General features: G+C 63.8%; 23 protein-coding genes. 16 read left to right on the top strand and 7 right to left on the bottom strand.

Annotation, left to right across the window (positions count from 1 at the left end; all coding sequences use genetic code 11):
• The first annotated feature begins 36 nt into the window (after nucleotides 1–36).
• The gene (gene brnQ / locus AC2T3R_RS17910; RefSeq protein ID WP_486744048.1) at nucleotides 37–1,350 is read left to right on the top strand and encodes a branched-chain amino acid transport system II carrier protein; all 1,314 of its coding nucleotides are present in this window, start codon (nucleotides 37–39) and stop codon (nucleotides 1,348–1,350) included.
• A 307-nt stretch (nucleotides 1,351–1,657) separates the two neighbouring features.
• Nucleotides 1,658–2,407: a DUF599 domain-containing protein gene (locus AC2T3R_RS17905; RefSeq protein ID WP_013973437.1), complete on the top strand. Its 750-nt coding sequence runs from the start codon at nucleotides 1,658–1,660 to the stop codon at nucleotides 2,405–2,407.
• 68 nt (nucleotides 2,408–2,475) lie between these two features.
• Here the strand turns inward: AC2T3R_RS17905 and AC2T3R_RS17900 are convergent, their stop codons facing one another.
• A complete protein-coding gene (locus tag AC2T3R_RS17900; RefSeq protein WP_023661534.1) occupies nucleotides 2,476–2,760 on the bottom strand; it encodes a hypothetical protein in 285 nt (94 codons plus the stop codon).
• A gap of 154 nt (nucleotides 2,761–2,914) precedes the next feature.
• Between AC2T3R_RS17900 and AC2T3R_RS17895 the strand changes: the two genes are divergently transcribed.
• The 4 genes from AC2T3R_RS17895 to AC2T3R_RS17880 all read left to right on the top strand — a co-directional run bounded on the left by AC2T3R_RS17895 (nucleotide 2,915) and on the right by AC2T3R_RS17880 (nucleotide 6,651).
• Complete coding sequence (locus tag AC2T3R_RS17895) at nucleotides 2,915–3,391, top strand: PaaI family thioesterase (protein WP_486744047.1); 477 nt, start codon at nucleotides 2,915–2,917, stop codon at nucleotides 3,389–3,391.
• Nucleotides 3,388–3,870 carry a PaaI family thioesterase gene (locus AC2T3R_RS17890; protein ID WP_015271092.1) on the top strand — a complete coding sequence of 161 codons (483 nt, stop codon included), beginning with the start codon at nucleotides 3,388–3,390 and terminating at the stop codon, nucleotides 3,868–3,870. The genes AC2T3R_RS17895 and AC2T3R_RS17890 overlap by 4 nt, the downstream gene beginning before the upstream one ends.
• Before the next feature lie 71 nt (nucleotides 3,871–3,941).
• Nucleotides 3,942–5,846 carry a molecular chaperone HtpG gene (gene htpG / locus AC2T3R_RS17885; RefSeq protein WP_023661535.1) on the top strand — a complete coding sequence of 635 codons (1,905 nt, stop codon included), beginning with the start codon at nucleotides 3,942–3,944 and terminating at the stop codon, nucleotides 5,844–5,846.
• A 79-nt stretch (nucleotides 5,847–5,925) separates the two neighbouring features.
• Nucleotides 5,926–6,651, top strand: coding sequence for a dienelactone hydrolase family protein (locus tag AC2T3R_RS17880; RefSeq protein ID WP_410953599.1), 726 nt, complete (start codon nucleotides 5,926–5,928; stop codon nucleotides 6,649–6,651).
• Between the two features lie 129 nt (nucleotides 6,652–6,780).
• Here AC2T3R_RS17880 and AC2T3R_RS17875 read toward each other — a convergent pair whose 3' ends face one another.
• Nucleotides 6,781–7,644 (bottom strand): pirin family protein, encoded by an 864-nt coding sequence (locus tag AC2T3R_RS17875; RefSeq protein WP_486744046.1) that lies wholly within the window; start codon nucleotides 7,642–7,644, stop codon nucleotides 6,781–6,783.
• 117 nt (nucleotides 7,645–7,761) lie between these two features.
• On the opposite strand from AC2T3R_RS17875, the gene AC2T3R_RS17870 reads away from it, so the two are divergent.
• Nucleotides 7,762–8,763, top strand: a complete 1,002-nt coding sequence (locus AC2T3R_RS17870; protein ID WP_486744045.1) for an amidohydrolase family protein — start codon at nucleotides 7,762–7,764, stop codon at nucleotides 8,761–8,763.
• Between the two features lie 176 nt (nucleotides 8,764–8,939).
• Here the strand turns inward: AC2T3R_RS17870 and fabB are convergent, their stop codons facing one another.
• The 5 genes from fabB to AC2T3R_RS17845 form a co-directional block, all read right to left on the bottom strand.
• The gene (gene fabB, locus AC2T3R_RS17865) at nucleotides 8,940–10,160 is read right to left on the bottom strand and encodes a beta-ketoacyl-ACP synthase I (protein WP_013973429.1); all 1,221 of its coding nucleotides are present in this window, start codon (nucleotides 10,158–10,160) and stop codon (nucleotides 8,940–8,942) included.
• 11 nt (nucleotides 10,161–10,171) lie between these two features.
• Entirely contained in the window at nucleotides 10,172–10,687 is a 516-nt protein-coding gene (gene fabA / locus AC2T3R_RS17860) for a 3-hydroxyacyl-[acyl-carrier-protein] dehydratase FabA (RefSeq protein WP_003251509.1), read from the bottom strand.
• A 207-nt stretch (nucleotides 10,688–10,894) separates the two neighbouring features.
• On the bottom strand, nucleotides 10,895–12,826 hold the full coding sequence (locus AC2T3R_RS17855; RefSeq protein WP_041505758.1) for an ATP-binding protein: 1,932 nt from the start codon (nucleotides 12,824–12,826) through the stop codon (nucleotides 10,895–10,897).
• Nucleotides 12,823–13,713 (bottom strand): ABC transporter substrate-binding protein, encoded by an 891-nt coding sequence (locus tag AC2T3R_RS17850; protein WP_486744044.1) that lies wholly within the window; start codon nucleotides 13,711–13,713, stop codon nucleotides 12,823–12,825. Before AC2T3R_RS17850 ends, AC2T3R_RS17855 begins: the two co-directional genes overlap by 4 nt.
• Complete coding sequence (locus AC2T3R_RS17845) at nucleotides 13,713–15,860, bottom strand: TonB-dependent receptor plug domain-containing protein (RefSeq protein ID WP_486744043.1); 2,148 nt, start codon at nucleotides 15,858–15,860, stop codon at nucleotides 13,713–13,715. Before AC2T3R_RS17845 ends, AC2T3R_RS17850 begins: the two co-directional genes overlap by 1 nt.
• A 221-nt stretch (nucleotides 15,861–16,081) precedes the next feature.
• On the opposite strand from AC2T3R_RS17845, the gene AC2T3R_RS17840 reads away from it, so the two are divergent.
• The 9 genes from AC2T3R_RS17840 (at nucleotide 16,082) to kdpA (ending at nucleotide 23,823) form a co-directional block, all read left to right on the top strand.
• Complete coding sequence (locus AC2T3R_RS17840) at nucleotides 16,082–17,107, top strand: NAD(P)H-dependent glycerol-3-phosphate dehydrogenase (protein ID WP_013973425.1); 1,026 nt, start codon at nucleotides 16,082–16,084, stop codon at nucleotides 17,105–17,107.
• Between the two features lie 36 nt (nucleotides 17,108–17,143).
• Nucleotides 17,144–17,491: a DUF4389 domain-containing protein gene (locus AC2T3R_RS17835; protein WP_013973424.1), complete on the top strand. Its 348-nt coding sequence runs from the start codon at nucleotides 17,144–17,146 to the stop codon at nucleotides 17,489–17,491.
• On the top strand, nucleotides 17,488–17,946 hold the full coding sequence (sixA, locus tag AC2T3R_RS17830) for a phosphohistidine phosphatase SixA (RefSeq protein WP_410953603.1): 459 nt from the start codon (nucleotides 17,488–17,490) through the stop codon (nucleotides 17,944–17,946). Before AC2T3R_RS17835 ends, sixA begins: the two co-directional genes overlap by 4 nt.
• 235 nt (nucleotides 17,947–18,181) lie before the next feature.
• Complete coding sequence (locus AC2T3R_RS17825) at nucleotides 18,182–18,970, top strand: alpha/beta fold hydrolase (RefSeq protein ID WP_015271083.1); 789 nt, start codon at nucleotides 18,182–18,184, stop codon at nucleotides 18,968–18,970.
• Complete coding sequence (locus AC2T3R_RS17820; RefSeq protein ID WP_486744042.1) at nucleotides 18,967–19,821, top strand: alpha/beta hydrolase; 855 nt, start codon at nucleotides 18,967–18,969, stop codon at nucleotides 19,819–19,821. The genes AC2T3R_RS17825 and AC2T3R_RS17820 overlap by 4 nt, the downstream gene beginning before the upstream one ends.
• 109 nt (nucleotides 19,822–19,930) lie before the next feature.
• Nucleotides 19,931–20,725 carry a DUF4892 domain-containing protein gene (locus AC2T3R_RS17815; protein WP_023661209.1) on the top strand — a complete coding sequence of 265 codons (795 nt, stop codon included), beginning with the start codon at nucleotides 19,931–19,933 and terminating at the stop codon, nucleotides 20,723–20,725.
• A 12-nt stretch (nucleotides 20,726–20,737) separates the two neighbouring features.
• On the top strand, nucleotides 20,738–21,790 hold the full coding sequence (locus tag AC2T3R_RS17810; RefSeq protein WP_013973419.1) for an AI-2E family transporter: 1,053 nt from the start codon (nucleotides 20,738–20,740) through the stop codon (nucleotides 21,788–21,790).
• Between the two features lie 239 nt (nucleotides 21,791–22,029).
• The gene (gene kdpF / locus AC2T3R_RS17805; protein ID WP_003251485.1) at nucleotides 22,030–22,119 is read left to right on the top strand and encodes a K(+)-transporting ATPase subunit F; all 90 of its coding nucleotides are present in this window, start codon (nucleotides 22,030–22,032) and stop codon (nucleotides 22,117–22,119) included.
• Nucleotides 22,120–22,128: 9 nt separating this feature from the next.
• Entirely contained in the window at nucleotides 22,129–23,823 is a 1,695-nt protein-coding gene (gene kdpA, locus AC2T3R_RS17800) for a potassium-transporting ATPase subunit KdpA (protein WP_486744041.1), read from the top strand.
• The last annotated feature ends 5 nt before the right edge of the window (nucleotides 23,824–23,828 follow it).

The raw sequence follows: 23,828 nt of genomic DNA, 5'->3' as shown, positions 1-23,828 counted from the left end.
TCGAATCCCGATTTCAGCAGTGTGGTACTACCTTAAATGAAAGTTCTCAAAGGCCAGGATATCCTGGCGCTTGGCTTTATGACGTTTGCGCTTTTCGTGGGCGCTGGCAACATCATCTTCCCGCCTATCGTCGGTCTGCAGTCTGGCCCGCACGTATGGATGGCGGCCCTTGGCTTCCTGGTTACGGCCGTTGGCCTGCCGGTCATCACCGTGGTCGCCCTGGCCAAGGTCGGCGGCGGCATGGATGCCCTGAGCAGCCCGATCGGCAAGTTCTTCGGTGGCCTGCTGGCGGCCGTGTGCTACCTGTCGGTCGGCCCGCTGTTCGCCACCCCGCGCACCGCGACCGTATCGTTCGAAGTGGGCGTTGCGCCGCTGACCGGCGAAAGCCCGCTGGCGCTGTTCATCTACAGCCTGGTGTACTTCCTCGTGGTACTGGCCGTGTCGATGTACCCGGGCAAGCTGCTCGACACTGTGGGCCGCTTCCTGGCGCCGTTGAAGATCATCGCCCTGGCGGTGCTGGGCATCGCCGCCTTCGCGCTGCCTGCCGGCACCATTGGTGACGCGCAGCCGGCCTATGCCGCCGCAGCGTTCTCCAAGGGCTTCTCCGATGGTTACCTGACCATGGACACCCTGGGTGCCCTGGTGTTCGGTATCGTCATCGTCAACGCCATCCGCTCGCGCGGTGTCGAGTCGCCGAAACTGATCACCCGCTATGCCATCATTGCCGGCCTGATCGCCGGCGTCGGTCTGGCCCTGGTGTACATCAGCCTGTTCCGACTGGGTGCAACCAGCCACGAGATCGCGGCTGACGCTACCAACGGTGCGGCGGTACTGCATGCCTACGTGCAGCACACCTTCGGTTCGCTGGGCAGCGGTTTCCTCGCCGTGCTGATCGCGCTGGCCTGCCTGGTGACCGCCGTTGGCCTGACCTGTGCCTGCGCCGAGTACTTCAGCCAGATCCTGCCGCTGTCGTACCGCGCTCTGGTGGTGATCCTGGCGGGCTTCTCGCTGTTGATCTCCAATCTCGGCCTGACCAAGCTGATCATGTTCTCGATCCCGGTGCTTACGGCGATCTACCCGCCGTGCATCGTGGTGGTCGGGCTGAGCTTCGTGAAGGACCTGTGGAATTCGCCAACCCGCATCCTGGCACCGGTGATGCTGGTATCGCTGCTGTTCGGCATGGTCGATGCGATCAAGGGCAGCAGCATTGCCCACGTGCTGCCGGACTTCATGGCCCACCTACCGCTGAGCGACCAGGGCCTGGCCTGGCTGGTGCCTTCGGTGGTGACCCTGGTTGGCGCCGTGGCCTGCGACCGCATGCTCGGCAAGCCGCGCGAAGCGCTGGCCTGATAGTCGAAGCCTGAGGGCGGCACCGGCCACAAGCCGAAGGGTGCTCGCCAAGGGTGGAAACTCAAGAGCCCCGTATCTGAAAGGATGCGGGGCTTTTTGTTTGCTTGTACCGGCCTCTTCGCGGGCCCGCTCCCACAGGTCAAGCGCAAACCTCAGAATTGGCGCTGTACCTGTGGGAGCGGGCGTGCCCGCGAAGAGGCCGGGATGAGCAGTGCAAATATCAGGATGGATGTGTGCCTTTTGCCGCTTGCCAGCGTCGAAATCCGGTCCCTATCCTTCAGGTATCTGGCCCTCCCGGGAACCGTGCATGAACTTCATCCAAAGCAACTTCAACAACCTTTTGGCCATCATCTGGTTCGCCCTGTGCTGGGGCGGTTACACCCGCTATGCCATCTGGAAGGGCCGCGACACCGCGTGCCTGGCCAGCGTGCTGCACCTGTATCGCGAAGACTGGATGCGCCGCATGCTGCTGCGCGACAACCGCATTGCCGATGCCAGCGTGATCGGCAACCTCGAGCGCAACGCCTCGTTCTTCGCCTCCAGCACCCTGATCATCCTCGCCGGTATCCTCACCGTGCTCGGGGCTTCCGACCGGGCGCTGTCGCTGCTGGCCGACCTGCCGCTGGTGCAGCAGACCTCCCAGGGCATGTCGGAGATCAAGCTGCTGTGCCTGGCCATGGTTTTTGTCTATGCCTTTTTCACCTTCAGCTGGTGCATGCGCCAATACAACTTCGCGGCAGTGCTGGTGGGTTCGGCGCCGATGATCGGTGAACGGCTGGTCAATGAGCTTGAACGCAAGGCATTCGCCTCGCGGGCGGCGCGGGTGCTGTCGCTTGCCGCCAACCAGTTCAACCTGGGCCTGCGTTCCTATTACTTCGGCATGGCCATGTTGAGCTGGTTCATCAGCCCATGGTTATTCATGGTCATGAGTGTCGGAGTAGTGCTGATTCTGTACCGCCGCGAGTTCCATTCGGATGTATTGGATGTGATGGTGTTCACACCTACCGAAAGTATTTCGATCGAACCTGCCAGGGAAAACACCGCACCAGGAACCTGAAACGTTTAACCCTTAAGTTTCAGGCACAAAAAAACCCGACAATGTCGGGTTTTTTTTGTTTTAGCCGATTACTGCTTGGCAGGTTCGGCTGGAGCAGCAGGAGCGGCTTCCGGAGCCGGAGTAGCCGGAGCGGCTTCTTCGGCGGCCTTCTGCTCGGCTTCGGCCTGATCTTTGGCGGCTTCGGCGTTTTCCTTGGCAGCCTCGTTCATCTTATCCTGAGCTTCGCCCGCTTTTTCCTGGGCTTGCTCGGCGTGTTGCTGTGCGTCCTGGGCTTTGTCTTCGCTCGCTTTATCGCAAGCAGCCAGGCCCATGGCAGCAGCCAGCATCAGAGCAAAAGCAAAAGGTTTACGCATGGGGGTGTTTCTCCTTGGTGAAATAAGTGACTTGTTCCTTCGAGTGCAACTATGCGGAATAAGTTCCGCGAAGATTACACATATATAACGCCCCGTTCTATATAGACTTTTTAACGATTTTATGCCGATGCGGCAATGCGCAGGGAAACAGCCAATGAGCGATTCAACCTTGATGGCCATGGCCGAGCGCTTTCTCTCGGCCCTGAAACATTGTCAGTTGCTGCAAATGCGTGTGGTGCAAACCAATGCCGATGGCATGACCCTGGTGCTGCCATGGTCTGCGGCCATCGTCGGCAACCCGCAGACCGGCGCCGTGCATGGCGGCGCGCTGACCACGCTGATGGACACCACCTGCGGCATGGCCACGCTGTGCGTGCTGCCGCGCTTCGAGGTGTGCCCGACACTGGACCTGCGCATCGACTACATGCACCCGGCCGAGGCCGGCAAGGACATCTACGGCCACGCCCAATGCTACCGAGTCACCCGCGATGTGATCTTCACCCGTGGCACGGCCTATCAGGATGACCCCGCCCAGCCTATCTGCCAGGTGGTGGGCACGTTCATGCGCCTGGGCCAGGAGATCAAGGGTGGCATCCGCTTCGGCAACAGCCTGAAGGAGGGCGGAGCATGATTCCGCACAATGTTCGCCAACAGCTCAACGCTGCTCATGCGGTGGGAGACTATCGGCCCTTGCTGGCGCTGATCCCCTATGCCGGCCTGATCGGCATTGAATGCGAGCGTCAGGGCGATGACCTGCTGTTCCGCCTGCCGGCCAACCAGGACAACATCGGCAACCCGCTGCTGCCGGCCATCCACGGCGGGGTGATCGCGGGCTTCATGGAACTGTCGGCAGCGCTGTACCTGCTGATCTTCAGCGAGAGCGCAAGCATTCCGAAGATCATCGACTTTTCCATCGATTACCTGCGCGCCGGGCACTTTCGCGATACCTACGCCCAGTGCCAGCTTTGGCGCCAGGGTCGGCGAGTGACCAATGTGGCCATCACCGCCTGGCAGGGGGACAGGCAGTCGCCGATCGCCACGGCTCGCGCCCATTTCAAGATCGAACCGGAAAAGCCCTTGAAATCATCCGGGCAGCCCCCATCTGCATGACATCCGCCGCTAAACGCTGGCCAATCTGGCCGCCAGGCGTCAACTGCCATCAGATCGGAGTTTTGAAGACCATGAGTGTGGAGACTCAAAAAGAAACGCTGGGCTTCCAGACCGAGGTAAAGCAGCTGCTGCACCTCATGATCCATTCCCTGTATTCGAACAAGGAGATCTTCCTGCGTGAATTGATCTCCAACGCCTCCGACGCCGCCGACAAGCTGCGTTTCGAGGCCCTGGCCAAGCCAGAGCTGTTCGAAGGCGACGCCGACCTGAAGATTCGCCTGAGCTTCGACAAGGACGCCGGTACCGTGACCCTCGAGGACAACGGCATCGGCATGAGCCGCGAAGACGTCATCGCCCACCTGGGTACCATCGCCAAGTCCGGCACTGCCGACTTCATGAAGAACCTCACCGGTGACCAGAAGAAGGACTCGCACCTGATCGGTCAGTTCGGTGTGGGCTTCTACTCCGCGTTCATCGTTGCCGACAAGGTCGACGTGTACAGCCGCCGTGCCGGCCAGCCGGCCGCTGAAGGCGTGCACTGGTCGTCGAAGGGCGAAGGTGAGTTCGAAGTCGCTACCATCGACAAGCCTCAGCGCGGCACCCGCATCGTCCTGCACCTGAAGAAGGGCGAGCAGGAGTTCGCCGATGGCTGGCGCCTGCGCAACGTGGTCAAGAAGTACTCCGACCACATCGCCATGCCGATCCAGCTGCTGAAAGAGCAAGCTACCGCCGAAGGCGAAGAGCAGCCGGCCGAAGAGTGGGAAACCGTCAACCGTGCCAGCGCCCTGTGGACCCGTCCGCGTACCGAAATCAAGGACGAGGAATACCAGGAGTTCTACAAGCACATCGGCCATGACTTCGAAAACCCGCTGGCCTGGAGCCACAACAAAGTAGAAGGCAAGCTCGAATACAACTCGCTGCTGTACGTGCCCGCCCGCGCGCCGTTCGACCTGTACCAGCGCGAAGCGCCACGCGGCCTGAAGCTGTACGTGCAGCGCGTGTTCATCATGGACCAGGCCGAATCGTTCCTGCCGCTGTACCTGCGCTTCATCAAGGGTGTGGTCGACTCCAACGACCTGTCGCTGAACGTGTCGCGTGAAATCCTGCAGAAAGACCCGATCATCGACTCGATGAAGACCGCGCTGACCAAGCGCGTGCTGGACATGCTGGAGAAGCTGGCGAAGAACGAGCCCGAGCAGTACAAGGGCTTCTGGAAGAACTTCGGTCAGGTGCTGAAGGAAGGCCCGGCCGAAGACTTCGCCAACAAGGAAAAGATCGCCGGCCTGCTGCGCTTCGCTTCCACCCAGGATGACAGCGGCGAGCAGAGCGTCGCCCTGGCCGACTACCTGGCTCGCGTCAAAGAAGGCCAGGACAAGATCTACTACCTCACCGGCGAGTCGTACGCGCAGGTCAAGAACAGCCCGCACCTGGAAGTCTTCCGCAAGAAAGGCATCGAAGTGCTGCTGCTGACCGATCGTATCGACGAGTGGCTGATGAGCTACCTGAACGAGTTCGACGGCAAGGCCTTTGTCGACGTCGCCCGTGGCGACCTGGACCTGGGCAAGCTGGACTCGGAAGAAGACAAGAAGGCCCAGGAAGAAGTCGCCAAGGACAAGGAAGGCCTGGTCGAGCGCCTGAAGGGCGCGCTGGGTGACAGCGTGGCCGAAGTGCGCGTGTCGCACCGCCTGACCGACTCGCCGGCGATCCTGGCCATCGGTGAGCAGGACCTGGGCCTGCAGATGCGCCAGATCCTCGAAGCCAGCGGGCAGAAGGTGCCGGAGTCCAAGCCGATCTTCGAGTTCAACCCGACCCACCCGCTGATCGAGAAGCTGGACAACGAGCAGAGCGAAGACCGCTTCGCCGAGCTGTCGCACATCCTGTTCGATCAGGCGGCCCTGGCGGCCGGTGACAGCTTGAAGGACCCGGCGGCTTACGTTCGTCGCCTGAACAAGCTGCTGGTCGAACTGTCTGCTTGAGTTGATGCATAGGAAAGCCCGCTTCGGCGGGCTTTTTTCATGGCGAGCATATTGATGACGAGTGCCAAAGGAGTGCTTGATGAGCAAAGTAATCGTCGAATCGCTGGTCTATCACCTGTCCGGCAAGGCGTATGAAAGCCGCCTGGTATACGAGCCGGGCGCGCTGGGGCGGCCAGGTCTGGTGATGGCGCCGAACTGGATGGGTATCGGCGAAGGTGCCGAGCGCATCGCCAAGGAAGTGGCCGAGAAGGGCTATGTAGTGCTGATTGCCGACCTGTACGGGCAATCGGTGCGTCCGTCCAATGCCGACGAGGCCGGCGCGGCGATGATGCCGTTGAAGAATGACCGAGGCGAGCTGCGCAAGCGCATGCAGGAAGCCTTGGCGCAACTGGTGGGGCAGTCGAAGGCGCTGCTGGAGCCGGGCAAGGTCGGCACGTTCGGTTTCTGCTTTGGTGGCTGCTGTGCACTTGAGCTGGCCCGTACTGGCGCCGATTTGCGTGCGGCGGTGTCGTTCCATGGCACCCTGGACACGCCGAATCCGGAAGATGCCAAGCGCATCAAGGGCTCGGTGCTGGTGCTGCACGGCGCTTCCGATCCACTGGTGCCGAAGGAGCAGTTGCCGGCGTTCGAGGAGGAGATGAACGCGGCCAAGGTTGACTGGCAATTGCTGTGCTATGGCGGCGCGGTGCACTCGTTTACCGACCCGAGTGCCAATGTGCCGGGCAAGATGCAGTATGACCGGCGTACCTCTGAGCGGGCGTTCCGCTCGATGCATAACCTGCTGACCGAAGTGTTCCAGCGCTGATGGCGCATTGGGGCTGCTGCGCAGCCCTTCGCGGGCTTGCCCGCTCCCACAGGTACGGAACTGCCCGTAAGTGCAACGCCGTCCCAGTGGGAGCGGGCAAGCCCGCGAAGGGCCGCAAAGCGGCCCCAATTAACGCGGCAACTCGATTCTGGAGGTTTCCCCCGGCACCACCGGCCAGTCCCCTGCAGCCCATTTGGCCCGGGCCTGTTCGATCAGTTCCACGTCACTGGAGACAAAGTTCCAGTTCATCCGCCGCGGCCCATCCAGTGGCGCGCCACCAATCAGCACCAGCTGGCACTCACTCTCCGCATACAGCGTCACCTCTTCGCCCTCCGGCAGGACCACCAGGCTGCACGGTTCCACCTCCTCATCGTTCATCCTCAGCTCACCATCAAGCAGGTACAGCGCCCGCTGCACATGCTCGTTCGGCACCAATAGCGTGGTTGCCGGTTGCATCCGCACATGCGCGTAAAGGGTAGGGGAGAGCACCGGCACCGGCGATTCCAGGCAGAACCCGCTGCCGGCAATCATGCAGATGCGCACCCCCAGGCTGTCGCTGACCGGCAGGCTCGCCGCCGGGTGATGGCTGTAGCTTGCCGGGCCTTGTTCCTGCTCGCGTGGCGATGCCAGCCATACCTGCAGCCCGTGCAGGCGTGAGCCATGGGCCAGGGCATCTTCAGGAGTACGCTCGACATGGGCCACGCCGCTGCCTGCGGTCATCCAGCTGACGTCGCCCGGCAGCACCCGCTGCGCCGAGCCGAGGCTGTCCTTGTGCAGGATTGCCCCTTCGAACAGGTAGGTAAGGGTCGACAGGCCGATATGCGGGTGCTGGCGGATGTCCATACCATGCCCCGGGGCATAGTCGGTTTCGAGCATGTGGTCGAAAAACACGAACGGGCCGACGCTGCGACACTGGGCCGATGGCAGCGGGCGCAGGATCGGCTGGCCCTCGACCGATTCGGCACGTGGGCGGATGACCAGGGGGCTGCTCATGGGAAGGCTCCAGGCAAGGTGGAAATGCCCCAAGCATAGCGGTTTGCCCGCCCCGGCTGAACCGTCTCGCAGGCCGGCCGGTCTAGAGATCTGATACCCGGAAAAGGAAGCATCATCATGATCGTGAGAGCGTTGGCCTGCGTGCTGTTATCCACCTGGCTGTGCCAAGCGGCGCAGGCACGCGACTACCGCTACAGTGATGCCCACCTGCACTACGTCGACTTCTTCCAGGAAAGCGAAGGCATGCCTGCGCTGATCAAGGCCATGGATGCCGCCGGTATCGAGCAGTCGATGATTTCCGGCGTGCCGGTGGCCAAGAAGTGGCACGAAGACGAGCCCAAGCGCCCACGCTATTACGCTGGGGATGACGCCGAAGCCTACTGGTACAGCGCCACCGATACCTACGTGGCGGCGGCGCTACAGCAACTGCCCGACGAGCAGCGCAAGCGCTTTCATCCGTTCCTGGCCGGCTTCAATCCGGTGGACAAGAACGCCGCCAGCCATATCGAGCGCATGCTCGATCTGCATCCGGGGCTGTGGCAGGGCATTGGCGAGGTGTTCACCCGCCACGATGACCTGACTGCTCTGACCAGCGGTGACACGCCGCGCGCCAACAACGAAGCCATGGCGCGTATCTACCACATGGCGGCCGAGCGCGACCTGCCGGTGCTGCTGCATTCCAACATCACCTCCAAGCGCGAGCACAACCCGCTGTACCTGGCGGAGATCGAAGAGCCGCTGCGCAATCACCCGCACACGCGGTTCATCTGGGCGCACGCCGGCAGCAGCATGGAGATTCACCGGCACCAGGCGCAAATGGACTTTCTGCTGCCGGTGCTGACGCGGTTGCTGGAGGATTACCCGAACCTGTATGTCGATTTGTCGTGGAGCGTGCTGAAACCCTATCTGCTGGATGGCCAGGGTGTACCGCGCAAGGAGTGGCTGGCACTGGTCGAGAAATTCCCGGAGCGGTTCATGCTGGGTTCGGATGTGGTGGGGCGGTTTGGTAGCCTTGGGGAGCAGATGCGCGGGTTCAGGCCGTTTCTGGATGCATTGCCGGAACAAGTTGCCAACAAGGTGGCCAGGGAGAATTTTCTGGATGTGTTGCCCAAGCAATAGTATTTCGCCTGTGCCGGCCCTTTCGCGGGTAAACCCGCTCCCACAGGGGCCGCGCTGCTCTTGAAACCGGTGCTGTACCTGTGGGAGCGGGCGCGCCCGCGAAGAGGCCGGTACAGGCAACACAAATGAAAACGCCCCGAACCAGTCGGGGCGTTTTCGTTTACCGCAGTAGCGTCTTACTTGCCTTCCCAGCGCTTGAGCACCAGGGTGGCGTTGGTGCCGCCGAAGCCGAAGCTGTTGCTCATGACCGTGTCGATCTTGGCGTTTTCTTCGGTCTTGCGCAGGATCGGCAGGTCGGCGACCTCCGGGTCCAGCTCGTCGATGTTGGCGGAGCCGGCGATGAAGTTGTTTTCCATCATCAGCAGGCAGTAGATCGCCTCGTGTACGCCGGCAGCGCCCAGCGAGTGGCCCGACAGGCTCTTGGTCGAGCTGATTTTCGGTGCCTTGTCGCCGAACACGGCGCGAACGCCCTTGATCTCGGCAACGTCACCGACCGGGGTCGAGGTGCCGTGGGTGTTCAGGTAATCGATAGGAGTGTCGACGGTCGACAGCGCCTGCTGCATGCAGCGGATAGCACCTTCGCCGCTCGGGGCAACCATGTCGTAGCCGTCGGAAGTGGCGCCGTAGCCGACGATTTCCGCGTAGATCTTGGCGCCACGGGCCAGGGCGTGTTCCAGCTCCTCGACCACCACCATGCCGCCACCGCCAGCGATGACGAAGCCATCACGGTCGGCGTCGTAGGCGCGCGAGGCCTGTTCCGGGGTTTCGTTGCGCTTGGTCGACAGGGCGCCCATGGCATCGAACAGGAACGACTGGCTCCAGTGCTCTTCTTCACCGCCACCGGCGAAGACGATGTCCTGCTTGCCCCACTGGATCTGCTCCAGGGCGGTGCCGATGCAGTGTGCCGAAGTGGCGCAGGCCGAGGAGATCGAGTAGTTGATACCCTTGATCTTGAACGGGGTAGCCAGGCACGCCGAAACGGTGCTGCCCATGGTGCGGGTAACGCGGTATGGGCCGACGCGCTTGACGCCTTTCTCACGCAGGGTGTCCAGCGCTTCCATCTGGTTCAGGGTCGAGGCGCCGCCGGAGCCCGCCACCAGGCCGGTACGCGGGTTGGAAACCTGCTCTTCGGTCAGGCCGGCGTCCTTGATCGCATCCTGCATCGCCAGGTAGGCGTAGGCAGCAGCGTGGCCGACGAAGCGGTAGACCTTGCGGTCGATCAGTTCTTCGAGGTTGAGGTCGATGGACCCGGAAACCTGGCTACGCAGCCCCATTTCCTTGTATTCCGGGTTGTAACGGATACCCGGACGGCTGTTGCGCAGGTTTTCGGTGACGGTAGCTTTGTCATTGCCCAGGCACGATACGATGCCCAGACCAGTGATAACGACGCGGCGCATGCGAATAACCCTTAGAAATTGTCAGTGGAGGTGAACACGCCGACCCGCAGGCCTTCGGCAGTGTAGATCTCGCGGCCGTCGACGCTGACCGAGCCATCGGCGATGGCCATGTTCAGCTTGCCCTTCAGGACGCGCTTGATGTGAATGTTGTAAGTGACTTTCTTGGCTTCCGGCAGTACCTGGCCGAAGAACTTCACCTCGCCCGAACCCAGGGCGCGCCCGCGGCCTGGCAGGCCCTGCCAGCCGAGGAAGAAACCTACCAGCTGCCACATGGCATCGAGGCCCAGGCAGCCCGGCATTACCGGGTCGCCTTCGAAGTGGCAGGCGAAGAACCACAGGTCCGGATTGATATCCAGCTCGGCGACCAATTCACCTTTGCCGTACTTGCCGCCTTCTTCGCTGATATGGGTGATGCGATCGACCATCAGCATGTTCGGCGCGGGCAGTTGCGCATTACCTGGGCCGAACAGCTCACCGCGACTGCAGCGCAGCAGGTCTTCCCGAGTAAAGGCGTGTTGTTTGGTCATGCGAGCTCCTCAATAACCCCCTGCGGCAGGGGATGAATCTTCCCGGCCGGCCCGATACGCATCGCGTTCGGGGCGGCAGCCTACAGGTAGACTATTGCGTTGTGGTGAAAGTCACAGTGCACCCGGTGAAAGAAGTACAGGTGTGCACTGAAACGTCTATTTTCAGGTCCGATGAAGGTCCTGTCCAGTGTTTAAGACTGCCGCACTTTAGCATTTATCGCCAGTCGCGGTTGTCTGACCGGGTAGCCAGCGCTGCAGCACACGCTGCAGTTCGGTGCGGCGCAAGGGTTTGCTCAGGTAGTCGTCCATGCCGGCCGCCATGCAACGCTCGCGGTCGCCCTGCAAGGCGTTGGCGGTCAGGGCGATGATCGGTAGCCTGGCGCCGTTGGGCAGCTGGCGGATACGCCGGGTGGCTTCATAGCCGTCCAGGTGCGGCAGGCGGCAGTCCATCAGCACGGCGGCAAAACGCTGCCGGCTGACCCGTTCTACCGCCTCCAGGCCGTCCTCGGCCGTGCATACCGCTAGCCCCAGGCTACGCAGCATGGCTTCGATGACACTTTGGTTGACCGGATTGTCCTCTACCAGCAGCACCTGATCATTGTCGGCCACCGCCGGTGGCGCAGCGCTTGGCTGCGTCAGCGAGAGCGGGGCAGGGCTGGCCAGGGCCAGAGGCATCTCCAAGGTGAAGGTCGAGCCCAGGCCCTCACGGCTTTCGCCACGCAGCTTGCCGCCCATGCGTTCGGCCAGGGTGCGGGCGATCGACAGCCCCAGCCCGGTGCCGCCATAGCGGCGGGAAATCGAGCTGTCGGCCTGCTGGAAGGCGACAAACATCATTTCCAGGCGTTCGTTGTCGATGCCGATACCGGTGTCGCGCACACTGCAGGTCAGCCAGATCAGTTGGCGGTCCAGCACCTGCCAGCGCGCCTCGACCTGAACCTGGCCGCGTTCGGTGAATTTCAGCGCGTTGCCGACCAGGTTAAGCAGGATCTGGCGGATGCGCGTGGGGTCGCCGTTCACCTGCAGCTGCTCGATACCCGCCGGCATTTGCAGGTGCAGGGCAAGGCCGCGCTGTTGGGCGCTGTGCTGGAACGACTGGACGCTGCTGGTGATCAGTTCGCCCAGGTTGAAGTCGATGTGTTCCAGTTGCAGCGCGGCGCGTTCGATGCGCGAGAAGTCGAGGATGTCGTTGATGACCTTGAGCAGGTGCCCGGTGGATTCGCTGGCCACCGCGGTGTACTCGGCCTGCTCGCTGTTCAACTGCGTGGTTTCCAGCAACTGCAGCATGCCCAGCACGCCATTCATCGGCGTGCGCAGCTCGTGGCTCATCATCGCGAGGAAATCCGATTTGGCGCGGTTGGCCTGTTCGGCCTCCTCGCGGGCCTGGATAAGCTCGGCAATCGCCTGCTTCTGTTCATTGCTGGCCTGCGCCAGGGCATGGGCCAGGTTATTGATGTGGCGTGCCAGATGGCCCAGTTCGCTGTCATCGACCACCGGCAACAGGGTGTGGTACTCGCCCTGCTGGATGGCCTTGACCGCATGGCCCATGTCGCTGATCGGCTTGGCCAGGCTCAGGGCCAGGCGGCGCGCCAGCAGGAAGGTGAACAGCAGGGCGAACAGCGCGAGGATGCCGGCCTTGATCACGATTTCCTGCTGGCGCTGGCTGAAGGCGTCATCGGACATGCCGACGATGACCCGGCCCAGGTAATCGTCGCCGATGGCCGGGGTGGTGGCTTTGCCCTGTTGCAGGAAGTCGCTGTCCAGGCGGATCTGCTGCAGGCGGATGGGCGCCTGGAACACTTCGACGCGCTGCGCGCGGTTGGCACTTTCGTCGGACTGCTCCACATAGACCAGTATGTGGTTGCGGCTGTCCTGCACCTCGAGGAAGCGCACGTGGGGGATGCTGAGCGTGGCGCGCATCAGGCCCTCGAGCACTTCGTTGTTGCCCGAGATCACCCCGTATTCCGAGGCTGGCGCCAGCTGGTTGGCGATCAGTTGCCCAGTGTGGTTCAGTTCCTGGCGCAGGTCCTGGATACGCACGAAGGTGAAGAAACTGATCAGCAGCAAGGTCAGCAGCAGGGCAGGGCCGAGGCTGATGATCTGGGTGCGGGTGTGGATGTCCCAGCTCAGGCGCTTGCTCATGGGGTGGGTTCTCCTTCGGCCAGGGCCTTGGCGGCGGCGTTCGGATCGATCGGTTCAAGGCCCAGGGCGCGCGCCACCTGCTGGTTGCCGCTGACGCCGAAGCGTACCGGGTACAGGCTGCGTGGCCAGCGCGCCGGTGGCTGGTCGAGCAACTGGTCGAGCACCGCCAGCCAATCGTCCTGGTTGCTGAAGGTGCTGGCCAGGGCGCCGGCGCGGACGAACCCGGCGTTCGGGCCGATCAGCGCCATCTGCCGGCCATAGCTGCTCAACAGCAGGTTTTTCGCAGTCTTGGAGTTGTACAGGTCGGCATCGTCCAGGCCTAGCAGCACGTCACTGTTGGCCAACAAGTGTTGTAAAGGGCGGCTGTCGCGCGGGTCGGGCCAGTCCTGGGCAATGATCTCCAGGTCCAGCGCGCGGGCGGCGTGGCGCAGCTCTTCGAGCAGAAAGCTGCTGTGCTCACCGTACAGCACACCAATGCGCTGGGCCTGCGGCAGCAGATAGCGCGCCAGGCGCAACTGCCGGCCCAGCGGCGGATCGCTCCACAGCAGCGTGAGGAACGCGGGCCGCGACTTTCCCAGGCGCTGTTCAGCCTGTACCCGGCTGACCCTCATGGCCAGGGCCGGCGGGCCGGCAGTTTCCGCGAGGCGCCATTCCAGTGCGGCGTTGTCCAGCAGGATCAGGCGCTGGTCAGCCTTGAGCTTGCCCGGACGTGGCAGGTCGTCGGTGGTCTGGAAATGTACATGGTCGTGCGGCCGGCGGCTTTCCAGCGCGGCGACGAAACTGCGAATGCCAGGCTGGTCTTCCGCGCCTACCAACAGGATTTCGCTGGCGAACAGCGGCCCCATCGGCCACAGGCACAACAGCAACAGGCGCAGCAGCAGGGCCATCAGAACTCCAGCTCCGCGCTGACGCTCAGGCGGTGGCGGCTGTCGTAGCGGTTCTGGATTGCCGTGGTCGGCTCATCGTCCAGGCGCTGTTGCCACAGCGCCGCCAGCTCCAGGTTGCTGCCATGCACCCGGAAACGCTTGGCCAGGCGCAGGTCCAGGCGCTCGTAGCGGTACTGGTTGAGCGCATCGTCGCCGTAATAGAACAGCGCGCTCGACCAACCGGCACCCCACTCGCGCATCCATCCGGCCGAGCCGCTGTTGCGCGCGCTGAGGCGGCGGTCGGCGGGGTTGCTGGCCCATGCATCCACGTAGGCGTAGGTCACCCGCAGGCGGTCGCGCAGGGTCGGGCGCCAGTCCAGTTGCGCCTCGCTGCCGCTGAAACGGGCCTTGTTGGCATTGCTGGCGATGTATTGGTTGTTCTTCAGGGGCTCGCTGATCATGCCGGTGATCTCGTCATAGAACAGCTTCACATCCATGTTCAGGTCGATGTCGCTGAAGTAGCCGTTGTAGCCGAGTTCGCGCGAGCGCATGCGTTCCTGGTCGAGGTCGCCCGGGCCGCGGGTCTTGACGAAGTATTCGCCGTTTTGCAGGCCAAAGGCGTTGGGGGTCAGGTTCTTGACCGTGTAGCTCCAGTTGACGTTGTTCTCGAACATGTCTGGCGAGCGCACTGCCTCGGAATACACTGCACGCAGGCCATGGCGCGGGGTGATCAGGTAGTTGACCGCCACGCGTGGGGTCAGCGAGCTGCCAGACAGGCGCGAGTCCTCGAACATGGCACCACCCTGCAGGATCCAGTGTTCGTCGGCGCGCCACTCCAGCTGGCCGAACAGGCGCCAGGTCTGGTCGTCGATGCTGCCATTGAAGTAGGTCTGCGAGTCGGCACGATCATAGCGGTAGTTCATGCCGCTGAGCAGGCGCAGGCTGTCGGTCAGGCTCAGGGTGTCCTGGATTTCCAGGTCGTAGCGGGTTTCGCGGGTGCTCTGGTCGACGTCGCCGCAGACCTGCTGCTTGCCACCGTTCGCCCATTGCTGCTGGACCTTCTCCAGAAGCCCTCTCATGACGGGATCGTTGGTCGAAAGTGGCGCGCCGGTAGCAATGCCGCGCGCCACTTTTTCGGCGAAATCGGGGTTCATTTGCCAGAGCTGGGTCAATTCCGGGCTGAACGACTGCAAAGCGTCACAGGCACGCCACACCTGCTGACGGTCGAAATGTTGGGCAGAGCCTTGGATATACAGGCTGTGCTCAGAACTGAAGTCCTTGGTCCAGCGCAATGAGCCGGCGTAGTCCTTGGCACTGACGTCAGCGTTGTTACCGGCTTCGTATTTGGCGAACACCGGCTGGTAGGTATAAGGCCGCTGGTTGCTGCCTTCCTTCGCAGCAAGTTGCCATTCCAGGGTCTGGTCGTGTGCCAGGCTGTGGCTGGCGTTGATATTGAAGCGGGTCAGCCGGCGGCTGTCGCGGTAGTCCTGGCCGAACTGGTTCTCGTCGAAGCCATCGTCCTGCTGGCCTGACAGCGACAGGCGCATGTCGCCACCATCCCAGCCGAAGCCGTGGCTGGCGTAGAAATCGTTGATGCCGTCCTGGCCGCGGGTCATCTTCAGCCGCGTGCCATGGCTGTCGGCAGGGTTGCGGGTAAGGATGTTGACCACTGCCATCAGCGCGTTGGCGCCGTAGCTGACCGTGTTGGGGCCGCGGAACACCTCGATGCGCTCGATATCCTCCATGGCCAGGGGGATGTCGCTCCAGTCCACCGTGGCCAGGCCGGCGCGGTACACCGAACGGCCATCGATCAGCACCTGCATGCGTCGGGCATCGTTGACGTTGCTGCCGTGGTAGTTGACCGTGGGTTGGTTGCCGGCGTTGTAGCCCACCATCATGCCCGGCACCAGGCGCAGCAGCTCGGGGATGTCACGGGCACCGCTGGCGCGGATCAGCTCGCTGTCGAGCACGGTCATGCTACCCGGGACTGCGGCGGGGGATTGTTTCAGGCGCGTGGCGGTCAGAACCTGCGGCAGGTCCGCGTTGTCGATGAACAGGTCATCGGCCACGGCCGGGCCGCCGAGCAGGGCAGTCAGTATGAGCAGGCGCGGGTACGAGGGCGTGCCAGGGAACACAAAGCGGCCTTGTATCAGGATTGAAACAGGCATGGTAACCGACCGTGGGGGTTTTGCCAGTGATCTGCTCTACCTGTCGAGCCCTTTCGCGGGCACGCCCGCTCCCACAGGTGCGGCGCCGCTCTGAAGGACTGCGCTATCCCCTGTGGGAGCGGGCGTGCCCGCGAAAGGGCCGGTACTGACACTGGTTCTGTAGCAGGCGAGCCGTATAATGGCTGGGTCGCCACTTAACTTTTGGCTTTAACGGATTGGATATGACTGAACAGCAACCTGTTGCAGTTCTGGGAGGCGGCAGCTTCGGCACCGCCGTGGCGAACCTGCTGGCAGAAAACGGTGTGCCGGTGCGCCAATGGATGCGCGACCCGGAACAGGCTGAGGCCATGCGCGTCAATCGCGAGAATCCGCGCTACCTCAAGGGCATCCGCTTGCACGACGGCGTCGAGCCGGTCAGCGACCTACTGGCCACTCTGCAGGCCAGCGAGCTGATTTTCGTCGCCCTGCCATCGAGCGCCTTGCGTAGCGTGCTGGCTCCGCATGCCGAGTTGCTGCGCGGCAAGGGCCTGGTCAGCCTGACCAAGGGCATCGAAGCGCAAAGCTTCAAGCTGATGAGCCAGATCCTCGAGGAAATCGCCCCCGAGGCGCGCATCGGCGTGCTGTCCGGCCCCAACCTGGCCCGTGAAATCGCCGAACATGCGCTGACCGCCACGGTGGTCGCCAGCGAGGACGAAAAACTGTGCCAGCAGGTGCAGGCCGTGCTGCATGGGCGTACCTTCCGCGTCTACGCCAGTGCCGACCGGTTTGGCGTCGAGCTGGGCGGGGCGCTGAAGAACGTCTACGCCATCATCGCTGGCATGGCGGTGGCCCTGGGCATGGGCGAGAACACCAAGAGCATGCTGATTACCCGCGCCCTGGCCGAGATGACCCGCTTCGCCGTCAGCCAGGGGGCCAACCCCATGACTTTCCTCGGCCTGGCCGGTGTCGGTGACCTGATCGTCACCTGCTCCTCGCCAAAGAGCCGCAACTACCAGGTCGGCCACGCGCTGGGCCAGGGCCTGAGCCTGGAGCAGGCGGTCAGCCGCCTGGGCGAAGTGGCCGAAGGCGTCAATACCCTCAAGGTGCTCAAGGCCAAGGCGCAGGAAGTGCAGGTGTACATGCCGCTGGTGGCTGGCCTGCATGCCATCCTGTTCGAAGGCCGCACGCTGAACCAGGTGATCGAGCACCTGATGCGTGCCGAGCCGAAGACCGATGTCGATTTCATTTCCATCAGCGGTTTCAACTGAGCCTCGAGCGGCTCTGACAACAGCAAGGAGCAACACATGAACGATACGCCCGAACGCGCCCAGCGCGAGTCGATCATCCTGCGGGCCCTGTGGATGCTGGTGTTCCTGGTGGTCTGGCAGCTGGCCGAGCTGTTGCTCGGTGGCCTGGTGCTGGTACAACTGATCTACCGCCTGGTGTACGGCGCCCCCAGCGCCAGCCTGATGAACTTCGGCGACAGCCTGAGCCAGTACCTGGCGCAGATCGGCCGCTTCGGCAGCTTCCACAGCGACCAGAAGCCCTGGCCGTTCGCCGACTGGCCGGCACCGCGTGCCCCGGAAGGCGAGGCGCCGCATGCGGTGGCCCCGGCCCCGCACCCGGTGCGTGACGAGGAGCCCAAGCTGTGAAGCTGTGGGTTCTGCGCCACGGCGAAGCCGAGCCGCGGGCCAACAGCGATGCCGAGCGCCGGCTGACCGCCCATGGTCGCGAACAGGTGCTGCATAGCGCCGCCCGCCTGCTGGGCCAGCCGCTGCAGGCGATCATCGCCAGCCCTTACGTGCGCGCCCAGCAAACGGCCGCCCTGGTGCATGACACCCTGGGCTTCGCCGAGCCGGTTTGCACCGTGCCCTGGCTGACGCCTGACAGTGATGTGCAGCAGGTTATCGGTGAAATCGAGCGCCTGGGCCTGGAGCATGTGCTGCTGGTCAGCCATCAGCCGCTGGTGGGTACCTTGGTAGGGGCGTTGCAGCATGGCCACCAGCAGCAACCGGCGGGCATGAGCACTGCAAGCCTGGCGGAGCTGGAAGGGGACTGGCCGCTGGCTGGGTTGATGACCCTTCGGGCGATCAACTCGCCGGCCTGAGTTCTCAGGCTATCTCGGTTTCCTGTAGGAGCAGCCTTGTGCTGCGAAGAGGCCAGTAGGGCAATAGCTCTTCTCCGGCAGTTATGGCCTCTTCGCAGCACAAGGCTGCTCCTACAGGCAGTGCCCGCGCCCACAAGCCTGACCTGATAGCCCTCGCCGATGACCTTTCCGGACGTTGCCGAACTGCCCCGCGATACCGACAATGGGCCATCATCTCGCATCCGGACCCGGCGCCATGTCGCAGCAGATCTTCTTCGCCCATGCCAACGGTTTCCCGTCGGCCACCTACGGCAAGCTGTTCGCCGCCCTGGCACCGGACTACCAAGTGCAGCACCTGGCCCAGCACGGCCACGATCCGCGCTTTCCGGTGGACGACAACTGGCAGAGCCTGGTCGATGAACTGCTGCACCACCTGGCTCGGCAAGACCAGCCGGTATGGGGCGTCGGCCATTCGCTGGGCGGAGTGTTGCACCTGCACGCAGCCTTGCGCTGCCCCGAGTATTATCGCGGCGTGGTGATGCTCGACTCTCCGGTGCTCACCCGCGCCGACCAGTGGCTGCTGCGCACCGCCAAGCGCTTCGGCTTCATTGACCGTATCACCCCGGCTGGCCGCACCCTGGGGCGCCGCGAAACCTTCAATGACCGCGACAGTGCCCGGGACTATTTCGCCGGCAAGTCACTGTTCCGCCATTTCGACCCCGACTGCCTCGATGCCTACATAGAGCACGGCCTGCAGGCGATGGAGCAGGGGCTGCAGTTGCGCTTCGACCCGGCCACGGAAATCAGCATCTACCGCAGCATCCCGCATACCAGCCCTGCGCCCGCGCGGCAGTTGCAGGTGCCGCTGGCCATGGTCCGCGGCGAGCGCAGCAACGTCATTCGCCGCCACCACACGCTGGCCGTGCGTGGCATGCCCAGGGGCGAATACCACAGCGTGCCGGGTGGGCACATGTTCCCGCTTGAGCGACCAACCGACACCGCCAGCCTGATCAAGGGCCTGTTCGACCGCTGGAGCCAGGCATGAGCGCGCAGGTCGAGGAGATCCGCCTGAGCCTGGGTCATATCGAACTGGCGGCGCACCTGTTCGGCCCCGAGGATGGGCTGCCGGTAATCGCCCTGCATGGCTGGCTGGATAACGCCAACAGCTTCGCCCGCCTGGCGCCGCATCTGAAAGGCCTGCGCATCGTCGCCCTGGACCTGGCCGGGCATGGTTACTCCGAGCACCGGCCGCTCGGTGCCGGCTATGCCCTGGCCGACTACGCCCATGACGTGCTGCGGGTGGCCGAGCAGCTGGGTTGGCAACGTTTTGCCCTGCTGGGCCATTCGCTGGGGGCAATCATTTCGGTGCAGCTGGCTGGCGCGTTGCCGGAGCGGGTCAGCCATCTGGCCCTGATCGACGGGGTCATTCCGCCGACCGGCGCCGAGCAGGACGCCGGGGAGCGGCTGGGCATGGCACTGCTGGCCCAGTTGCGCCTGGATGGCAAGCGCAAGTCGGTATACACCACACTGGAGCAGGGCGTGCAGGCACGCATGAAAGGCATGGTCGCGGTCAGCCGTGAGGCGGCCGAGCTGCTGGCCCAGCGTGGCTTGATGCCGGTGCCCGGCGGTTACAGCTGGCGCAGCGACAGCCGCCTGACCCTGCCTTCGCCAGTGCGCCTGAGCGAGGCCCAGGCCATGGCCTACGTGCGCCGGGTAAGTTGCTCGGCGCGCCTGGTGGTGGCTGCCGACGGCATGCTGGCGCGCCACACAGGGTTGCTGGAGCAGCTACCCTTTGAGCAGGTGACGCTGCCCGGTGGCCATCACCTGCACCTGAACGATGAGCAGGGCGCGGCCCTTGTCGCAGACTGTTTCAATCGCTTCTTTGGCTTTGCTTGACTTGCACCGGACAAGTGTCGAGGCTTGGCGGGTTGAACAGGGAGACAACCATGCAACTGCCAGACATCCTGGAGCTTCACCTCGGCGCTGAGCGCCGCCTGGTTCGCCAATGAGCGCGCCTGTTGCCATCCGTAATGCCTTCGCTGCCTGCCTGGTGTTCGCCAGCCCCGTTTTGTGGGCCGGCAGCCTGCCGGTACCAGTGGACGCCAAGGTGGTCGACCAGCGCCCGGCCGTGGAGCAGGAGCGCGTCTACCCTATGGGCCCGCTGCGCAAGATCAGCGGCCGCCTGCGGGTCGAGGACAAGGTCGAAAGCCGTGGCCAGGTCAGCTCGGTAACCTACGAACTGCCGGTCGAGCGTACTGCTCGCGAAGCCTTCACCAGCGCTCGCGAAGCACTGCAGCGCGACGGCGGCTACCCGCTGTTCTGGTGCCAGGGGCGCGATTGCGGCGAGGCCAGCCTGTGGGCCAATGATGTGTTCGGCAATGCCCGCCTCAACGGCGGCGACGAGCAGCAGGCGTTCATCCTGCTGCGCCGCTCGGCGGAGCAGGCCGACACCCTGGTCGCGCTGTACAGTGTCACCCGCGGCAACCGCCGCGCCTACCTGCACGTGGAAGAGTTCGTCGCCGGCAGCCCGCTGGGCGAACTGCTGCCGACCGCCGCCACGGTGCTGCGCGAAATGCGCGACACCGGCAAGCTCGACTACCCTGACCTGGCCGCGCCGCAAGACGCCTGGGCGAACCTGCTGGCCCGTAGCCTGAACCTCGACAGCACCCTGCGTGCCAGCCTCAGTGGGGCCCAGGCTGAAGCCTGGCGCGAGGCGCTGGTCAAGGCGGGCGTGCGCAATGGCCGCCTCGAAGTCGGTAGTGCACCTACCGACGGCCTGCACCTTGAACTGATCCGTTGAACGAGCACCACCATGGCTAACAATGACCGCTTGCTGGTCCAGATTCTGCTGCTGGCGCTGCTGGGTGCCGGCCTGTGGGTGATGGCACCTTTCATTTCAGCGCTGTTGTGGGGCGCCATCCTGGCCTTTGCCAGCTGGCCGTTGATGCGCTTGCTGACGCGTGCGCTGGGAGGGCGCGAAACCCTGGCGGCCAGCCTGCTGACCACTGCCTGGATCCTGATCGTGGCGCTGCCGCTGGTGTGGCTGGGGTTCAACCTGGCCGACCACATTCGCGATGCGACGGCGTTCGTGCGTGACGTGCAGGTGGACGGCCTGCCCGATGCTCCGGCGTGGCTGGGTGGCATCCCGTTGGTTGGCGAGCGCCTGGTCAGCTGGTGGCAATCGCTGGACCAGCAGGGCGCGGCCTTGCTGGCCTCGGTCAAGCCGCACCTGGGGCAGGTGGGCAACTGGTTGCTGGCGCGCAGCGCGCAGATCGGCAGCGGCGTGCTGGAGCTGACCCTCAGCCTGGTATTCGTGTTCTTCTTCTACCGCGATGGCCCGCGCTTGTCGGCGTTCGTCCTGCGCTTGCTGCACCGCCTGATGGGCGACCGTGCCGAGTACTACCTGGAGCTGGTCGCCGGTACGGTGCAGCGGGTGGTCAACGGGGTGATCGGTACAGCCGCCGCGCAAGGCGTGCTTGCATTGATCGGCTTCCTGATTGCCGGTGTGCCCGGGGCCATTGTGCTGGGCCTGGTGACCTTCATGCTCAGCCTGATCCCCATGGGCCCGCCACTGGCATGGATTCCGGCCACCGGCTGGCTGGTATGGAAAGGCGAATACGGCATGGCGGTGTTCCTGGGAGCCTGGGGCACCTTCATCATCAGTGGCGTGGACAACGTGCTCAAACCGTACCTGATCAGCCGTGGCGGCAACCTGCCGCTGGTGATCGTGCTGCTGGGGGTATTCGGCGGTTTGATCGCCTTTGGCTTCATTGGCCTGTTCATCGGGCCGACCTTGCTGGCGGTCGGCTACAGCCTGCTGCTGGACTGGAGCCGCAACGCCGTCCCGCAGCCGCCTCAGCAGTAAACCTGTACTGGCCTCTTCGCGGGTGAACCCGCTCCCACAAGGATCTCCACAGCCCGGGAGAGCGGTGCGGTCCCTGTAGGAGCGGGTTTACCCGCGAAGAGGCCGGTTCAGGCAACCTCAACTCCCGATCTTTACGCCTTCTTTATCGCCATCCCCACCTCCCAGTCTCGCCCCTTTACGCCCCTCGCTCGGACAATTTCCCCAAAGCGGCCCAAGCCGCACCACGGGGAGAACCACACATGAACATGCTCGACGGGCTGTCACTGCTGCTGGCAGTGGCATTGGCGTTTTATCTGCTGGTGGCGCTGCTGCGCGCCGATCGCAGCTAGGGAGTGGCCATGCACAGTTACGACTTCGCCTTGCTGTTGGCATTTTTCGCCATCGTGCTGCTACCTGCACCCTGGCTCGGGCGGTTCTACTTCAAGGTCATGGAAGGCCAGCGCACCTGGCTGTCGCCCGTGCTGGGCCCGGTCGAGCAAGCCTGCTACCGGCTGGCGGGCGTGCGCGCCAGCCAGGAACAGAACTGGCAGCAGTACACCTTGGCTCTGCTGGCCTTCAACCTGGCCGGGTTCCTGCTGCTGTTCGCCGTGCTGCTGTTGCAGGGCTACCTGCCATTCAACCCGCAGCATCTACCCGGCCAGGAATGGTCGCTGGCGTTCAATACCGCGGTCAGCTTCGTCACCAACACCAACTGGCAGGCCTACAGCGGTGAGGCGTCGGTCAGCTACCTGAGCCAGATGCTCGGCCTGACCGTGCAGAACTTCGTCAGCGCCGCCACCGGCCTGGCCGTGCTGGTCGCCCTGTGCCGCGGCATCGCACGGCGCAGCGCCACGACGCTAGGCAACTTCTGGGTCGACATGACCCGCGCCACCCTCTACGGCTTGCTACCGCTGTGCCTGTTGCTGGCGTTGCTGCTGGTATGGCAGGGCGTACCGCAAACCTTGGCCGACTACGCCCACGCGGTCACCCTGCAAGGCACCGAGCAGACCATCCCGCTGGGCCCGGCCGCCAGCCAGATCGCCATCAAGCAACTGGGTACCAACGGCGGTGGCTTCTTCGGGGTCAACTCGGCGCACCCGTTCGAAAACCCCACGGCCTGGAGCAACCTGTTCGAGGTGGCCTCGATCATCCTCATTCCGGTGGCGCTGGTGTTCACCTTTGGCCACTACGTGAAGGACCTGCGCCAGAGCCGCGCAATCCTCGCCTGCATGCTGGCCCTGTTCCTGATCGGCGGCAGCACGGCATTGTGGTCCGAGTACCAGCCCAACCCGGCCCTCGAGAGCGTGCAGGTACAGCAAAGCGCCCCGATGGAGGGCAAGGAAACCCGCTTCGGCACCACCGGTTCGGTGCTGTGGACAGTGACTACCACCTCTGCCTCCAACGGTTCGGTCAATGCCATGCACGACAGCCTCAACCCGCTAACCGGCATGGTGGCGATGGTCAACATGATGGTCGGTGAGGTGATCTTCGGCGGCGTCGGTGCAGGGCTTTACGGCATGCTGCTGTTCGTATTGATCGCGGTGTTCCTGGCCGGGCTGATGATCGGCCGCACCCCGGAATACCTGGGCAAGAAACTGCAGGCCCGCGAGGTGCAGTTGCTGGTGGCGACCCTGCTGGTGATGCCGGTCGGCGTGTTGGTGCTCGGCGCCATTGCCGCCAGCCTGCCAGGCCCGGCAGGTGCGGTCAGCAACCCGGGTGCGCATGGCTTCAGCCAGCTGCTGTATGCCTATACGTCGGGCACGGCCAACAACGGCTCGGCCTTTGCCGGCTTTGGTGCCAACACGGTGTACCACAACCTGATGATCGGCCTGGCCATGCTCATCGGCCGCTTCGGCTACATCCTGCCGGTACTGGCGCTGGCCGGCAGCCTGGCGGCGAAGAAAAGCGCGCCCCAGGGGCTTAACAGCTTCCCCACCCATGGCCCGCTGTTCACCAGCCTGCTGCTGGTCACCATCCTGCTGGTCGGTGGCCTGACCTTCCTGCCGACCCTGGCCCTTGGGCCGATCGCCGAACATTTGAGTCTGGGTTTTTGAGGACC

The sequence above is a fragment of the Pseudomonas sp. PVC-5-1 genome (genome assembly GCF_057444345.1).
This window is presented reverse-complemented; position numbering and strand designations above follow the sequence as displayed.

Bases quoted from the DNA above. Each gene is read 5' to 3' on its own strand.
- brnQ (WP_486744048.1), top strand. From the start codon at position 37: ATGAAAGTTCTCAAAGGCCAGGATATCCTGGCGCTTGGCTTTATGACG.
- AC2T3R_RS17905 (WP_013973437.1), top strand. From the start codon at position 1,658: ATGAACTTCATCCAAAGCAACTTCAACAACCTTTTGGCCATCATCTGG.
- AC2T3R_RS17900 (WP_023661534.1), bottom strand. From the start codon at position 2,760: ATGCGTAAACCTTTTGCTTTTGCTCTGATGCTGGCTGCTGCCATGGGC.
- AC2T3R_RS17895 (WP_486744047.1), top strand. From the start codon at position 2,915: ATGAGCGATTCAACCTTGATGGCCATGGCCGAGCGCTTTCTCTCGGCC.
- AC2T3R_RS17890 (WP_015271092.1), top strand. From the start codon at position 3,388: ATGATTCCGCACAATGTTCGCCAACAGCTCAACGCTGCTCATGCGGTG.
- htpG (WP_023661535.1), top strand. From the start codon at position 3,942: ATGAGTGTGGAGACTCAAAAAGAAACGCTGGGCTTCCAGACCGAGGTA.
- AC2T3R_RS17880 (WP_410953599.1), top strand. From the start codon at position 5,926: ATGAGCAAAGTAATCGTCGAATCGCTGGTCTATCACCTGTCCGGCAAG.
- AC2T3R_RS17875 (WP_486744046.1), bottom strand. From the start codon at position 7,644: ATGAGCAGCCCCCTGGTCATCCGCCCACGTGCCGAATCGGTCGAGGGC.
- AC2T3R_RS17870 (WP_486744045.1), top strand. From the start codon at position 7,762: ATGATCGTGAGAGCGTTGGCCTGCGTGCTGTTATCCACCTGGCTGTGC.
- fabB (WP_013973429.1), bottom strand. From the start codon at position 10,160: ATGCGCCGCGTCGTTATCACTGGTCTGGGCATCGTATCGTGCCTGGGC.
- fabA (WP_003251509.1), bottom strand. From the start codon at position 10,687: ATGACCAAACAACACGCCTTTACTCGGGAAGACCTGCTGCGCTGCAGT.
- AC2T3R_RS17855 (WP_041505758.1), bottom strand. From the start codon at position 12,826: ATGAGCAAGCGCCTGAGCTGGGACATCCACACCCGCACCCAGATCATC.
- AC2T3R_RS17850 (WP_486744044.1), bottom strand. From the start codon at position 13,713: ATGGCCCTGCTGCTGCGCCTGTTGCTGTTGTGCCTGTGGCCGATGGGG.
- AC2T3R_RS17845 (WP_486744043.1), bottom strand. From the start codon at position 15,860: ATGCCTGTTTCAATCCTGATACAAGGCCGCTTTGTGTTCCCTGGCACG.
- AC2T3R_RS17840 (WP_013973425.1), top strand. From the start codon at position 16,082: ATGACTGAACAGCAACCTGTTGCAGTTCTGGGAGGCGGCAGCTTCGGC.
- AC2T3R_RS17835 (WP_013973424.1), top strand. From the start codon at position 17,144: ATGAACGATACGCCCGAACGCGCCCAGCGCGAGTCGATCATCCTGCGG.
- AC2T3R_RS17825 (WP_015271083.1), top strand. From the start codon at position 18,182: ATGTCGCAGCAGATCTTCTTCGCCCATGCCAACGGTTTCCCGTCGGCC.
- AC2T3R_RS17820 (WP_486744042.1), top strand. From the start codon at position 18,967: ATGAGCGCGCAGGTCGAGGAGATCCGCCTGAGCCTGGGTCATATCGAA.
- AC2T3R_RS17815 (WP_023661209.1), top strand. From the start codon at position 19,931: ATGAGCGCGCCTGTTGCCATCCGTAATGCCTTCGCTGCCTGCCTGGTG.
- AC2T3R_RS17810 (WP_013973419.1), top strand. From the start codon at position 20,738: ATGGCTAACAATGACCGCTTGCTGGTCCAGATTCTGCTGCTGGCGCTG.
- kdpF (WP_003251485.1), top strand. From the start codon at position 22,030: ATGAACATGCTCGACGGGCTGTCACTGCTGCTGGCAGTGGCATTGGCG.
- kdpA (WP_486744041.1), top strand. From the start codon at position 22,129: ATGCACAGTTACGACTTCGCCTTGCTGTTGGCATTTTTCGCCATCGTG.